The organism is Sphingomonas sp. Xoc002 (assembly GCF_050408055.1).
GTDB classification, from domain to species: domain Bacteria; phylum Pseudomonadota; class Alphaproteobacteria; order Sphingomonadales; family Sphingomonadaceae; genus Sphingomonas; species Sphingomonas yabuuchiae.
This window is the reverse complement of record NZ_CP191175.1, coordinates 1,383,186-1,395,943: the sequence shown is the minus strand read 5'-3', so window position 1 is coordinate 1,395,943 and position 12,758 is coordinate 1,383,186. Positions and strand designations below refer to the sequence as shown.

General features: G+C 67.5%; 13 protein-coding genes, 1 tRNA gene and 1 pseudogene. 6 read left to right on the top strand and 9 right to left on the bottom strand.

Annotated elements, in window-relative coordinates:
• Positions 1–96 precede the first annotated feature (96 nt).
• From ACQR50_RS06375 to ACQR50_RS06365, 3 genes are read left to right on the top strand one after another with little or no spacing between them, the layout of a single operon-like run.
• Complete coding sequence (locus ACQR50_RS06375; protein ID WP_428970248.1) at positions 97–1,449, top strand: MFS transporter; 1,353 nt, start codon at positions 97–99, stop codon at positions 1,447–1,449.
• Positions 1,446–2,366 carry a cysteine synthase A gene (gene cysK, locus ACQR50_RS06370; protein ID WP_428970247.1) on the top strand — a complete coding sequence of 307 codons (921 nt, stop codon included), beginning with the start codon at positions 1,446–1,448 and terminating at the stop codon, positions 2,364–2,366. Before ACQR50_RS06375 ends, cysK begins: the two co-directional genes overlap by 4 nt.
• Entirely contained in the window at positions 2,363–3,658 is a 1,296-nt protein-coding gene (locus tag ACQR50_RS06365; RefSeq protein WP_428970246.1) for a cell wall hydrolase, read from the top strand. Before cysK ends, ACQR50_RS06365 begins: the two co-directional genes overlap by 4 nt.
• A 130-nt stretch (positions 3,659–3,788) precedes the next feature.
• Here the strand turns inward: ACQR50_RS06365 and ACQR50_RS06360 are convergent, their stop codons facing one another.
• From ACQR50_RS06360 to ACQR50_RS06345, 4 genes are all read right to left on the bottom strand, one after another.
• Positions 3,789–4,199: a MerR family transcriptional regulator gene (locus ACQR50_RS06360; RefSeq protein WP_076715741.1), complete on the bottom strand. Its 411-nt coding sequence runs from the start codon at positions 4,197–4,199 to the stop codon at positions 3,789–3,791.
• Between the two features lie 33 nt (positions 4,200–4,232).
• Positions 4,233–4,733 (bottom strand): hypothetical protein, encoded by a 501-nt coding sequence (locus tag ACQR50_RS06355; protein WP_428970245.1) that lies wholly within the window; start codon positions 4,731–4,733, stop codon positions 4,233–4,235.
• A complete protein-coding gene (gene hisI / locus ACQR50_RS06350) occupies positions 4,730–5,092 on the bottom strand; it encodes a phosphoribosyl-AMP cyclohydrolase (protein ID WP_076715739.1) in 363 nt (120 codons plus the stop codon). Before hisI ends, ACQR50_RS06355 begins: the two co-directional genes overlap by 4 nt.
• A gap of 109 nt (positions 5,093–5,201) precedes the next feature.
• On the bottom strand, positions 5,202–5,453 hold the full coding sequence (locus ACQR50_RS06345; protein ID WP_428970244.1) for a Rho termination factor N-terminal domain-containing protein: 252 nt from the start codon (positions 5,451–5,453) through the stop codon (positions 5,202–5,204).
• 144 nt (positions 5,454–5,597) lie between these two features.
• On the opposite strand from ACQR50_RS06345, the gene purF reads away from it, so the two are divergent.
• Together purF and ACQR50_RS06335 are read left to right on the top strand one after the other, a co-directional pair.
• Positions 5,598–7,049 carry an amidophosphoribosyltransferase gene (purF, locus tag ACQR50_RS06340; RefSeq protein WP_172839649.1) on the top strand — a complete coding sequence of 484 codons (1,452 nt, stop codon included), beginning with the start codon at positions 5,598–5,600 and terminating at the stop codon, positions 7,047–7,049.
• Positions 7,049–7,759 carry an SDR family NAD(P)-dependent oxidoreductase gene (locus ACQR50_RS06335; RefSeq protein ID WP_428970243.1) on the top strand — a complete coding sequence of 237 codons (711 nt, stop codon included), beginning with the start codon at positions 7,049–7,051 and terminating at the stop codon, positions 7,757–7,759. The genes purF and ACQR50_RS06335 overlap by 1 nt, the downstream gene beginning before the upstream one ends.
• A 45-nt stretch (positions 7,760–7,804) precedes the next feature.
• On the opposite strand, the gene ACQR50_RS06330 is transcribed toward ACQR50_RS06335, so the two are convergent.
• The 4 genes from ACQR50_RS06330 to ACQR50_RS06315 are packed head-to-tail and all read right to left on the bottom strand — an operon-like array spanning position 7,805 to position 11,695.
• Positions 7,805–8,776 carry an AAA family ATPase gene (locus ACQR50_RS06330; protein ID WP_428970242.1) on the bottom strand — a complete coding sequence of 324 codons (972 nt, stop codon included), beginning with the start codon at positions 8,774–8,776 and terminating at the stop codon, positions 7,805–7,807.
• Positions 8,777–8,786: 10 nt separating this feature from the next.
• Entirely contained in the window at positions 8,787–9,959 is a 1,173-nt protein-coding gene (locus ACQR50_RS06325; RefSeq protein WP_428970241.1) for a D-alanyl-D-alanine carboxypeptidase family protein, read from the bottom strand.
• A gap of 31 nt (positions 9,960–9,990) precedes the next feature.
• On the bottom strand, positions 9,991–10,668 hold the full coding sequence (locus tag ACQR50_RS06320) for a septal ring lytic transglycosylase RlpA family protein (RefSeq protein ID WP_428970240.1): 678 nt from the start codon (positions 10,666–10,668) through the stop codon (positions 9,991–9,993).
• Positions 10,652–11,695, bottom strand: a complete 1,044-nt coding sequence (locus ACQR50_RS06315; RefSeq protein WP_428970239.1) for a lytic murein transglycosylase — start codon at positions 11,693–11,695, stop codon at positions 10,652–10,654. The genes ACQR50_RS06320 and ACQR50_RS06315 overlap by 17 nt, the downstream gene beginning before the upstream one ends.
• A 142-nt stretch (positions 11,696–11,837) precedes the next feature.
• Between ACQR50_RS06315 and ACQR50_RS06310 the strand changes: the two genes are divergently transcribed.
• Positions 11,838–11,927 (top strand) — tRNA-Ser (locus ACQR50_RS06310).
• A gap of 23 nt (positions 11,928–11,950) precedes the next feature.
• Here ACQR50_RS06310 and ACQR50_RS06305 read toward each other — a convergent pair.
• A pseudogene (locus tag ACQR50_RS06305) lies at positions 11,951–12,731 on the bottom strand (IS5 family transposase).
• Between the last annotated feature and the right edge of the window lie 27 nt (positions 12,732–12,758).

Here is a 12,758-nt window from a genome sequence, read left to right as displayed (position 1 = left end):
CCTCTTAATTCCCATCAGGACAGCGGGAATTTAGCGGGGAATAGCTTTGCCTCGGTTGCCTTGTCGGCGAACCGCAGCCTACAACGCTGGCCGATTATGGATAGACCCGTTCACCCGTTCCGCATCGCCAATTTCCGCAGCTACTGGCTGTCGCGGTTCAGCGGTACCATCGCCGTTTCCGCCATGTCGATCGTCATCGGGTGGCAGGTATACAATCTGGCGCGCGAGACGATGGACGTGCGCCAAGCCGCCTTCATGCTGGGCATGATCGGCTTTGCGCAGTTCGTGCCGCTGTTCCTCTTGACCCCGATCACCGGGCTGGTCGCCGACAGCGTCGACCGGCGCTGGATCGTGCGGGCGACGACGACGCTTCTGGTTCTTACCGCCGCGACGCTCTGGTTGCTCACCTGGTCGGGACATCTCACGCTGGGCGCACTGTTCACCGCCGCCATCGCCTTCGGCATCGCGCGCGCCTTTTCGGGACCGGCCTATTCGTCGCTTGCCCCCAATCTGGTGCCGCGCGAGAGCCTGCCGACCGCCATCGCGGTCAGTTCGATCGCGTGGCAGGTCGGCACCATCGCGGGGCCGAGCGTCGGTGGCCTGCTCTATGCGGTGCATCCCGAATTCGCCTACGGCGTCGCGACCCTGTTGTTCGCCGTCGCCCTGTTCTGCATCTTCCTGATCGGCCCAGTGCCGCAACCCCCGGCGCAGACCGACCGCCGCCCGCTGACCCGAATCGTCGAGGGGTTCAGCTATGTCCGGCGCAACCGGTTGGTGCAGGCGGCGATCACGCTCGATCTGTTCGCGGTGCTGCTGGCGGGCGCGACCTCGCTGTTGCCGGTCTATGCGCGCGACATCCTGCATGTGGGATCGCAGGGGCTGGGCGTGCTGGCGGCGGGCATGGGAATCGGGGCGGCCACCACCGCGATCTGGTTCTCGTTCAAGCCGATGACGCAGAATGTCGGGGTGAAGATGCTGATCGCGGTCGTCGTATTCGGTCTGTCGATCCTGACCTTCGGTATCGCCAGCCATATCACCGGCGCGCTGGGTCTGGGCACGGGGACGCTGGCGGTGAACGGCTTCAACATCTTCATCCATCCCGCCTTCCTGCTCAGCCTGATCGCGCTGATCTGCGCGGGCGGCGCGGACATGGTGTCGGTCTATGTCCGCCAGTCGCTGATCCAGCTTCACACCCCCGACGAAATGCGCGGACGGGTGAGCGCGGTGTCGCAGCTGACCATCTCGGCCTCCAACGAACTGGGTGAGTTCGAGAGCGGGGTCATGGCCTCGATCCTCGGTCCGGTCGGCGCGGTGGTGTTCGGCGGGCTGGGCGCGATCGGCGTCACCCTGCTCTGGTCGCGACTGTTCCCGGAACTCCGGCGCGCGCGAACCTTTGATCCGCCTGAAATCCTTGCAACCGAACCTAGCCACGGAGAAGCCAAGCCATGAAGGCCAACACCATCCTGGAAACGATCGGCAATACGCCGCACATCAAGCTCCAGCGGCTGTTCCCCGGATCGGAGGTCTGGATCAAGTCGGAACGCTCCAATCCCGGCGGGTCGATCAAGGACCGTATCGCCCTGGCGATGATCGAGGCGGCCGAGGCCAAGGGCGATTTGAAGCCCGGCGGCACCATCGTCGAGCCGACCAGCGGCAATACCGGCGTCGGCCTGGCGATGGTCGCGGCGGTCAAGGGTTACAAGCTGATCTTGGTCATGCCCGAATCCATGTCGATCGAGCGCCGCCGCCTGATGCTGGCCTATGGTGCGACCTTCGACCTGACGCCGCGTGAAAAGGGCATGAAGGGCGCGATCGAACGCGCGCTGGAGATCGTGCGCGAGACGCCCGGCGCCTGGATGCCGCAGCAGTTCGAGAACCCGGCGAATATCGACGTGCATGTCCGCACCACCGCGCAGGAAATCCTGAACGACTTCCGCGATTCGCCGATCGACGTGATCATCACCGGCGTCGGCACCGGCGGCCACATCACCGGCGTTGCCGAGACGCTGAAGAAGGAATGGCCGGGCCTCAAGGTCTATGCGGTCGAACCCGCCGCCTCGCCGGTCATCCAGGGCGGCCAGCCGGGTCCGCACCCGATCCAGGGCATCGGCGCAGGCTTCATCCCCGCCAATCTCCACACCCAGGCGATCGACGGCGTGATCGAGGTCGATGCCAATGTCGCCAAGGACATGGCGCGCCGCTCGGCCACCGAAGAGGGGCTGCTGGTCGGCATCTCGTCGGGCGCGACGCTGGCCGCGATCCTGCAGAAGCTGCCCGACCTGCCCGACGGCACGCGCGTGCTGGGCTTCAACTATGACACGGGCGAGCGTTATCTGTCGGTGCCGGACTTCCTGCCCGAACAGTGAGCGATGTGTCCCGGCCGCGCGGCGGCACCCGCGCGGCCCTGTTCGCCCCCCTGATCGTGATCGCCGGTACGGCCAGCGTCGTACCGGCTTTGCTCGTGGCGAATGCGCCCGACATGCCCCGGACCCAGCACAGGTCGGCCCAGCGGGCTCGCCCCGCGCCGCGCGTCGTTCCGCCCGCCGAACTGCCCCCGGTCGAGCCGGTCGCGTTCGTCGATATGAGCCCGGACGAGGCACGCGCCTATAATGCGGGCGTAGCGTTCTCGACCGATCCCAACCCGGCCGCCCGGCCCTTCCTCTATCGCGGCTCGGCGGAGGACAAGGCGCGGGCGCTCGACTGTCTGGCGGCGGGTGTGCTGTACGAGGCGGGCGACGACGCCAAGGGCGAACAGGCCGTGGCGCAGGTCGTGCTCAACCGGCTCCGCCATCCCGCCTTCCCCAAGACAGTGTGCGGCGTGGTGTTCGAGGGTCAGGAGCGCAGCACCGGCTGCCAGTTCACCTTTACCTGCGACGGGGCGCTGACCAAGTGGCAGCCGCCCGAAGCCGCCTGGACCCGCGCACGTCAGGTCGCGGCGATGGCGCTGAACGGCAAGGTCTTCCCGGCGGTCGGCCATTCGACCCATTATCATACCGATTGGGTCGTGCCCTATTGGCAGGCCAGCCTGGACAAGGTGGCGCGGGTCGGCAGCCATCTGTTCTTCCGCTGGTCCGGCTGGTGGGGCACGCCGCCCGCCTTCAACCGGCATATGCTGGCGGGGGAGCCGGTCATCACCCAGCTGGCCCCCTTCTCGCCCGCGCACCGGGCGGGGACCGATGCCAGCGACGATGCCGGAGCCGCGCTGGCCGAAGGGGCCGCCGCGACGGGGACCATGGCACCGCTGGCCAGCGAGCCCGACACGTTCCTGATCACCCTGCCTGCCGGACTCTCGCCGGACGGCTTCCCGGCGCTGGCGACGACCCTGTGCGGGCCGCGCAAGCATTGCACGGTCATGGCGTGGCGCGATGCCGCCTCGACCGCCTTCTCGGTGCCGCTCAACCAGGTCCAGATGGAGACGATGGCGTTCAGCTATTTCCGCGATGCGGGCATCGGGCTGGAGCGGACCCTGTGGAATTGCGGCGTCTATCCGGCGTTCAAGGGCCCGCGCTGCATGAAGCGCATGTCCATGACCATCGTCCCGTTGGCCGCTCCCACGCCGCAGCCCAGCCCGACGCCGACCCCCACCGGCGAACTGGCCGGCGTCCGTCGCGCCAGCACGCCGCCGGCCGAGCCCAAGCAAAAGATTCCTCCCCTGTAAGAGGAGGCGGCAGGCCGGAGGCCTGACGGAGGGGTGTTATGGCTGGAGCAGGTGGACCATCGCTACCCGCGACACCCCTCCACCATCCTTCGGATGGTCCCCCTCCCTTACAGGGGAGGAATATCGTCGATTAATCCCGGTGCGATTCGACCAGCGCGACGAATTCGGTCAACTCGGCGATGGCTGCGTCGATATCCCGCTTCTGCGCCTGGAGCGCCTCGATCTTGGCGGTGCAGCGTTCCAGCGTCACCTCACGCTGGAGACGGCGGCCATCCCCCAGATCGTACAGGTCAATCATCTCGCGAATATCGGCCAGGCTGAACCCGACCCGCTTGCCGCGCAGGATCCAGGCGAGCCGCGCGCGATCCCGTTGCGAATAGATACGCTGCGTGCCCCGCCGCTGCGGCGAGATCAGCCCCTCGTCCTCGTAGAAGCGGAGCGCCCGCGCGGTGACGCCGAACTCGGCGCACAGCTCGGTGATCGAATAATCGTCGCGGTCGGCGCTGGGCAGCGGTTCGGCGGAGGCGGCGACCTGGATCATGACGCCTGAGGCTAAATGCCCTTTACGTGAACGTCAATCAGCACAAAGCGCGGTGCCGTTCGCATTGCGCAAGGCCTGCGCCTCGGCGACCGAGGCGCTGATCCGTTGGACATTCAGTGCCGAGAGCGTCGCCCGGCCGGTGCAGAACGCATTGCAGGTGGAGGGCAATGTCGCGGGGAACTGGATGGCGTCTCCGTCAAATCGCGCGGTGAAGCGACACGCACCGAGCGTCAGCTTCAACGCCGCGCCCGATCGCTCCATGGTGCCGATGGCGGTGCAGCCCTGCCCTTCGCCGTAATCCAGCATCACGCCGACCCGGCGGGCGGGCCCCGTCCCAGCCGGCAGGATGCACATGCGATCCGTGTCCCGCGACCAGATGCCTTCCAGCGGTGCGGCGGCCGGATCGGCGACCAGCCCGGCGGCGATGCTCGCCGCCTCCAGCCTTTCGCCCGCCTTGTCGTCCCCGCCCTGGCCTGCCTGCCCACAGGCGGCCAGCAGCAACAGGGACGCAAGCGCACTCGCCCGCCGGATCACGCGACCGGTGCCAATCCGTCGCCCTCGATCCGACGATAGAAGCAACTGCGCGCGCCGGTGTGACAGGCCGGGCCGGCCGGATCGCAGATCAGCCAGATCGCGTCCTGATCGCAGTCGATCCGCATCTCGACCACGCGCAGCACGTTGTTCGAGCTTTCGCCCTTCTTCCAGAGCCGCCCGCGGCTGCGCGACCAGAAATGCGCGTCACCCGTCGTCCGCGTGGCCTCCAGCGCCTCGGCATTCATATGCGCCACCATCAGTAACTCGCCGGACGCCCGATCGGTCGCGATCGCGGTCAGCAAGCCATGGGCGTCGAATTTGGGGTCGAGCGTCAGCCCGGTGTCGCGTTGGTCGGCCATGGAGCCGGGGTTATAACGGAACCACGGCCGAGTCACCCATTACGGCTAGGCTCCCCCGCCCCTCCACCACCGCTTCGCGGCACCGGAGGGGCCGACAATGCCAGCGAGCCTAGCCGTGCCCGCGAATCGCCTCGATCAGTTCGCCCTTGTTCATCTTCGACCGCCCTTCGATCCCGATCTTGCGTGCCTCGGACAGCAGATCGTCCTTGGTCCGATCCTCCAGATGGGTGGCGTTGTGATCCAGGCTGCCCTTCGCCTTGGCATTGGCGATGCGCGCCGCCTTCTCCTTGGACTGGCCCTGCTTGCGCAGTTCCTCGTACAGGGCGTCATCCTTGATCTGGGCGCCGTGATCGCGTGCCATATGGCATCTCCTGCTTTCGGTTCCGAAACGCGGTCTTGGCGAAAATGATCCCGCGGATGATGACAAACAGGCGACAAACGCGGACGACGTTCCTATATGCGCCCCGTCTGCCCCTTAGTTGCGAACGTTGCGAGCGCCTCTCCCATGCTGACCACCAACCCCTTCGACGACGATAAACTCCGCGAGGAATGCGGTATTTTCGGTGTGACCGGCGCCGACGGCGCGGCTGCGCTGACCGCGCTCGGCCTGCACGCGCTCCAGCATCGCGGGCAGGAAGCGGCGGGCATCACCAGCTTCGACGGCACGCTGTTCCATACCCACCGCGCGATGGGGCATGTCGCGGGCAATTTCGACCGTGACGACGTGATCCGTGGCCTGCCGGGCGAAGTCGCCTGCGGCCATGTCCGCTATTCGACGACCGGCGACACCTCGCTGCGCAACGTCCAGCCGCTTTATGCCGACCTGTCGACCGGCGGCTTCGCCATCGCGCATAACGGCAATATTTCCAATGCGATGAAGCTGCGTCGCGAACTCGTGCGTCGCGGTTCGATCTTCCAGTCGACCAGCGATACCGAGACGATCATCCATCTGGTCGCGACCTCCAATTACCGCACCCTGCTCGACCGTTTCATCGACGCGCTGAAGCAGGTCGAGGGCGGCTATGCGCTGATCGTGATGACGCCCGAGGGCATGATCGCGTGCCGCGATCCGCTGGGCATCCGTCCGCTGGTCATGGGCCGCCTGGACGGCGCGGTGATCTTCGCATCGGAGACGGTGGCGCTCGACGTGTGCGGCGCGACCTTCGAGCGTGCGGTCGAGCCGGGCGAGCTGGTCATCGTGCAGGGCACCGAGATCCGTTCGATCCGTCCCTTCCAGGCGGTCGATCCGCGTCCGTGCATCTTCGAATGGGTCTATTTCAGCCGCCCCGATTCGATCGCGGGCGACCAGTCGGTCTATTCGGTGCGCAAGGAAATCGGTGCGCAGCTGGCGCATGAGTCGCCGGTCGAGGCCGATCTGGTCATCCCGGTCCCCGATTCGGGCGTCCCCGCCGCGATCGGCTATGCGCAGGCCTCGGGCATTCCGTTCGAACTGGGCATCATCCGCTCGCACTATGTCGGCCGCACCTTCATCCAGCCGGGCGACAAGGTCCGCCATCTGGGCGTCAAGCTGAAGCACAATGCCAATCGCGCGCTGATCCAGGGCAAGCGGATCATCCTGGTCGACGATTCGATCGTGCGTGGCACCACCAGCCTCAAGATCGTGCAGATGATGCGCGAGGCGGGCGCGGCCGAGGTGCATATGCGCATCGCATCGCCGCCCACGCGCCACTCCTGCTTCTACGGCGTCGACACGCCCGAGCGCGCCAAGCTGCTCGCGGCCAAGCTGGACCTGGGCGGCATGACCGACTTCATCCATGCCGACAGCCTGTCCTTCGTGTCGATCGAGGGTCTGTACAAGGCGCTGAACGCGTCGCGCGGCGACAAGCCGAGCTATTGCGACGCCTGCTTCACCGGCGACTATCCGACGACGCTGACCGATCATGACGAGACCGCGTCGGTCGACCAGTTCGCGATGCTGGCCGAGCGGGTCGCCTGATGGCGGGTGCGCTCGACGGCAAGCTGGCGCTGGTCACGGGTGCCAGCCGGGGTATCGGCGCGGCGACCGCCATCGCGCTGGGCGCGGCGGGCGCGCATGTCGTCCTGACCGCGCGCACGCCCAAGGGGTTGGAAGAGGTCGAGGAGACCATCTTCAACGCCGGGGGATCGGCCACCATCGCGCCGCTCGACCTGGCTGAGAACGAGTCGATCGGCCGCCTTGCCAGTGCCATCGGCGAGCGCTGGAAGGCGCTGGACGTGCTGGTTCTGAACGCCGGGATGCTGGGTTCGTTGGCCGCGGTGCCCGCGATCGACGCCAAGGAGTTCGCGCGCGTCCTGACCCTGAACGTCAGCGCGCAGGCGGCGATGATCGCGGCCTTCGACCCGATGCTTCGCCGTTCGAGCGGCGCGCGCGTGATCGGCGTCACCTCCTCGGTCGGGCGCAAGCCGCGGGCATATTGGGGCGCGTACGGCGCCTCCAAGGCGGCGTTCGAGACGCTGCTCGGCGCCTATGGTGACGAGACGTCCGAGATCAGCGCGATCCGAACCGCCATCGTCGATCCCGGCGCGACCCGCACGCAGATGCGCGCCAAGGCCTATCCGGGCGAAGACCCCGCCTCGGTAAAGGCGCCGGAAGTGGTAGCCGAACGGATCACCGCGCTGGCCATCGAGGGCTTCGCGCCCGGGCATTTCGAGCGGGTGGGTCTGTAAGGGGCTGTCTGGTCGGCGGCGGCGTGTGGGCTTCGCCAAAAGCCCTCACCGCAACGTCGCGATGATCCCCGCCATCTCGAACACCGTCCCCTGCGCGTCGAGCGACAGCCCGCGCGCCGCCCCGGCCAGATCCTGCGCCGCCGCATAGGCATCCAGCGCCACCTTCAGTCCCGGCCCCGACCGACCGCGCGCACGGCTCGCGATAAAGGCGGGCACCCGGTCCAGAAACGCCTCGTACCGCGCCTGCGACGCCTTGCCCGCCAGCGACTTGGCGAGCTTCACCCGCTCGGCATTACCGAGGTCGCCCGTCTCCGCGATCCGCGCAATGGCACTGTCCAGCCCTGCGATGTTGAGCCCGGCAAAGCGCAGCGCCCGGCCCGGTGCACCATCGGCCACCGCGACCAGCGAGGCGATCTCGTCCTCGTCCGCCTCGGGCAGTTGCTGGCGCAACACCCGCGCGACATCGGCGTCGGACAGTCGCTCGAACCGGAGCAACCGGCAACGCGAACGGATCGTCGGCAGCAACCGCCCCGGCGCATGGCTGACCAGCAGGAACACCGTGCCCGCAGGCGGCTCTTCCAGATTTTTCAGCAGCGCATTGGCCCCGCCGCGCTCCAGATCGTCGATCGCGTCGATGAGGACGACCCGCGCCGGGCCCATGGCGGGCGCGGTCGCAAACATCGGCTGGAGCGTGCGGACCTGCGCGATGGTGATCGACCGCGCCAGATCCTGATCCGGCTTCTCGGCATCCTTGGGCAGCCGCGCCATCACCCGGAAATCGGGATGCGACCCCGCCGCCATCAGCTTGGCGGTCGGATGATCCTCCGGCACTGACAGGCCGGGCGGCAAGGCCCCCGCCCCGCTCGCCCGCGCCAGCAGCCGGGTGGCCGCCGCGCGTGCGAAACCGGCCTTGCCCACGCCTTCCGGCCCGGCGATCAGCCAGGCATGGTGCAGCTTGGCCCCGCCCAGCGCGGCGGCGAAGGCAGCCTGGCCCGCATCATTGCCGACCGGCAGCATCAGTCCGCGATCAACCGAAGAGCGAGGTCAGCCCGGACCAGGCGCGACCGAAAAAGCCCGCTTCGTCGACATCCTTGTCCGCGACCAGCGGCAGGCGCTGCGCGGGCATGTCGGGCGAGCTGACGACCAGATCGGCGATATGCTGGCCCGCCTTGATCGGCGCCTTGATCGGGCCCTGATAGACGACCTTGGCGCTGATCGCGGGGTCGAGACCTGCGGGCAGCGTCACGGTCAGCTGGCGCGGCGCGACGAGGCCGACGCTGCTCGACGATCCCATCTGGACCTCGGCATCCGCCACCTTCTTGCCCTTGGCCACGACCGGCTTGGCCTGCCAGGCGCGGAAGCCCCAGTTCATGAACTTCACCGATTCCTCGGCCCGCGCGTTCGAGCTGTTCAGCCCGGCCATCACCATCACCAGACGGCGACCATTTTGCTCGGCCGAGCCGGTGAAGCCGTAGCCCGCCTCTTCGGTATGGCCGGTCTTCAGGCCGTCGGCACCGGCAACGCGGCCCAGCAGCGGGTCACGGTTCGCCTGGGTGATGGCGTTGCCGCCCATCGTCTTGCCCCAGGTGAAGTCCCGCTTCGAATAGAATTGCTTATAGAGCTGCGGGAAGTCCTGGATCGTGTGATCGGCCAGATCGCCCAGGTCCCGCGCGGTGACATAGGTCACGCCGCCGTCCGGCCAGCCGTTCGACGTGCCGAAATGGCTGTTGTTCAGACCGATCTGCTTGGCGGTGCGGTTCATCCGCTCGACGAAATTCTGCTCGGTGCCCGCGATATGCTCGGCCAGGACGACGCACGCGTCGTTGCCCGACAGGGTGACGATGCCATAGAGAAGATTGGCGACGCTGACCTGTTCGTTCGGCGACAGGAACATGGTCGAACCCGCCTGCGGCCCGTGCCACTTCTTCCACGTCTCCGGCTGCACCGTGACCATGTCGTTCAGCTTCAGCTGGCCCTTCTTGACCAGGTCGAAGGCGACATAGACCGTCATCATCTTCGCCATCGAGGCGGGCGGCATCCGGCGATCGGCATCCCGCTGGAACAGGATCGCGCCCGAGGACAGGTCCTTCATGAAGGCGACCGGCGCGGGCGTGTCGAACTGCGGCGCGGCCGCGATCGAGGGGTAGGCCAGCGCGACGAGAGCGAGCGGGGCGGCGAGCGTTGCGTACAGGGTCTTCATGGGTGTTCCGTGACCAAAGGGAGCCGGGAGGTCAATCCTGATGCAGGATGCGGGCGTCGTCATAACCCGCCTCTGCCGCCGCGTCACGCAGCGCTTTGGCGGAATCGGCATTCAATCCCGCGCGTTCCACCCGCCAGACGCGACCCGCGGGGATCGCCCGTGTGGCGAAGCGCTGGGCCAGCGCCTGTGCGCGGGCCCGGCTGGAAAAGCTGGCGATCTGCACGCGGTAGCGGGCCTGGGGATCGAGCGCGATCGGGCGGGCGACCGGCGGAACGGCACTCGCCCCCGCCAGGATCAGGCCCGGCCGGTCGCTGCCCGGCGACAGCGCCCGCACCCGGATATGCGCGACGGCGCGCCGGTTGGTGCCGAGCAGCTTGGCCGCGCCCAGCGACAGGTCCGCCACCCGGTCGGCGCGCCCCGGCCCCCGGTCCCCGACCCGCGCGACGATCGCCCGGCCGGTATCGACATCCGTCACCTCGACCATGGATTCGAGCGGCAGGGTACGGTGTGCGATCATCACATCGTCGGGATCGAAGCGCTTGCCCGTCGCGGTGCGCCGCCCGGCCAGCTCATGCCCGTACCAGCTCGCCTGGCCGGTGGCGTCATACTTGCCGTAACGCACCGGCGACGCGTCTTCTGCGGGGGCAGCGGCAGCAGGCGCGGCAAAAGCCAACGCCAGCAGGGCGATCGCCTCAGCCCGCAATCGCATCGGCCAGCAATCCCACGGAGAGTGCGTAGAAGTTCGAGCAGTTGTAATCCAGGATGACCCGGTAATTGCCGGTCAGCAGATAGGCGGTTGCCCCCTGCCCGTCCGGCTCCATCAGCGTCGCTAGTACCTGGTCGTTCGGCCAGGCCGCGCCCTGCGGCACGATGCCAAGCGCGCGCCACTCGGCGATGGTCCGCCAGCCGCTATGCCGCTCGAACACGCGTGGGCAGCGCGGGCTGACCAGCCGATTGCGCACCATCGAACGGTCGAACCCGGCGGGCACCGTCACCGCAAAGCCCCAGGGCTGGCCAGCGCGCCATCCGGCATTGACGAAATAATTGCCGATCGAGGCCAGCGTATCCGCCTCGCTGTTCCAGATGTCCGCACGCCCGTCGCCGTCGCCGTCGCGGGCCAGGCGCAGATAGATGGAGGGCAGGAATTGCGGATTGCCGGTCGCACCGGCCCAGCTGCCCTTCAGCTGGTCGCGCGTCACGCCCCGGTCCATCATCTTCAAGGCAGAGATGAACTCGCCCTCGAACAGCGGCCGCCGTCGTCCCTCATAGGCCAGGCTCGCCAGCGAACGCAGCAGGTCGAAATTGCCGGTATAGGCCCCGTAATTCGTCTCATGCCCCCAGATCGCGACCATGATCGATTCCGGCACGCCCGTCTCGCGTTCGATCCGCGACAGGCGCGGGCGCTGCGCCAGATATTTGGTCCGCCCGCGCCCGATGCGCGCGGCGTCGACATGCGCGGCCTTATAGGGTGCGAAGGGGCTGAACCCGCTATTGGCCGGGCCGCCGGGCTGGCGCCGGTCCAGCTCGATCACGCGCGAATTCAGCGTCAGCGTCGGCAGCACCGAGTCCAGCGTCGCCCGGCTGACGCCTTGCGCCGTCGCTGTGCCGCGCACCTGTTGCAGATAGGTCTGGAACCCGGCCTCGTCCTGCGCGCAGGCGGGTGCCGCGCTGACCGAAGCCGCAAAGATCGAAACGATGGCGAGGCGCTTCAGGCGCCGGGTAATGTCCCCCCACATGCAAGCCTATGTGCCATAGCCGGGGCGAAGCCGGAACCTCGCACCACCGCAAGACCGGCACGCCCAGCCGCGCCGCCCGCCCTGAAATCGACAGTGGATTCAGCCCGCGGCTTGGCGTAGAGGCCCCTTCCACCGCGATCCCGGAAGAGTGGCCGAGCGGTTTAAGGCACCGGTCTTGAAAACCGGCGATGGTGCAAGCCATCCGTGGGTTCGAATCCCACCTCTTCCGCCATCGCTAGGGTCAGGACTCGTTGATCACAGCCAGAAGATGATGGTGGCAGCGAGGGCGACGGCGGAGAAGAAGGCGTTTGGGCACCGATCGTAGCGGGTGGCGACACGGCGCCAGTCCTTCAGACGGCCGAACATGATCTCGATGCGGCTGCGGCATCGATAGCGGCGTTTGTCGTATCTGACCGGCTCGTTGCGCGACCTGCGACCTGGGATGCAGGGTTCAATGCCCTTGGCGTTCGGAGCATCCCTGAACCAGTCGGCGTCATAGCCGCGATCGCCGAGCAGCCACTGCGCTTTCGGCAGATCGTCGAGCAACGCGGCTGCACCTGTGTAGTCACTGACCTGGCTGGCGGTCATGAAGAAGCTTAACGGGCGACCGTTCCCGTCGGCAATGGCATGCAGCTTTGTGTTCATGCCGCCCTTGGTGTGGCCAATCAGGCGGCCAAGATCCCCTTTCTAACCCGCAGGCTTGAGGCCGTGCGGTGCGCCTTCAGGTAGTGCCTGCCCCGGCGAAGGCCGGGGTCGCGTCGATCATCACCGTCTTGGGCTCGGCATTCACCGCTGCCAACCCTTCCATGATCCGCGTGAAAACACCTGCTTCGCCCCAGCGCCTCCACCGGTTGTAGAGCCTCTTGTGCGGACCGTAGGCGCTGGGCGCGTCGCGCCAGCGCAGCTCGTTGCGGTTGACGAACACGATGCCGCTCAGCACCCGTCGATCATCGACGCGCGGCTTGCCGTGGCTCTTTCGAAAGAACGGTCGCAGTCGCTCCATCTGCTCGTCGGTCAGCCAAAACAGGTCGCTCATCCCAGTCTCCTCGGGGAGCCGGAATCA

Excerpts from the sequence above, each read along its gene's own strand:
- ACQR50_RS06375 (WP_428970248.1), top strand. The coding sequence starts at position 97 with ATGGATAGACCCGTTCACCCGTTCCGCATCGCCAATTTCCGCAGCTAC.
- ACQR50_RS06335 (WP_428970243.1), top strand. The coding sequence starts at position 7,049 with ATGGCGGGTGCGCTCGACGGCAAGCTGGCGCTGGTCACGGGTGCCAGC.
- ACQR50_RS06315 (WP_428970239.1), bottom strand. The coding sequence starts at position 11,695 with ATGTGGGGGGACATTACCCGGCGCCTGAAGCGCCTCGCCATCGTTTCG.
- ACQR50_RS06320 (WP_428970240.1), bottom strand. The coding sequence starts at position 10,668 with ATGCGATTGCGGGCTGAGGCGATCGCCCTGCTGGCGTTGGCTTTTGCC.
- ACQR50_RS06345 (WP_428970244.1), bottom strand. The coding sequence starts at position 5,453 with ATGGCACGCGATCACGGCGCCCAGATCAAGGATGACGCCCTGTACGAG.
- purF (WP_172839649.1), top strand. The coding sequence starts at position 5,598 with ATGCTGACCACCAACCCCTTCGACGACGATAAACTCCGCGAGGAATGC.
- ACQR50_RS06325 (WP_428970241.1), bottom strand. The coding sequence starts at position 9,959 with ATGAAGACCCTGTACGCAACGCTCGCCGCCCCGCTCGCTCTCGTCGCG.
- ACQR50_RS06360 (WP_076715741.1), bottom strand. The coding sequence starts at position 4,199 with ATGATCCAGGTCGCCGCCTCCGCCGAACCGCTGCCCAGCGCCGACCGC.
- cysK (WP_428970247.1), top strand. The coding sequence starts at position 1,446 with ATGAAGGCCAACACCATCCTGGAAACGATCGGCAATACGCCGCACATC.
- hisI (WP_076715739.1), bottom strand. The coding sequence starts at position 5,092 with ATGGCCGACCAACGCGACACCGGGCTGACGCTCGACCCCAAATTCGAC.
- ACQR50_RS06330 (WP_428970242.1), bottom strand. The coding sequence starts at position 8,776 with ATGCTGCCGGTCGGCAATGATGCGGGCCAGGCTGCCTTCGCCGCCGCG.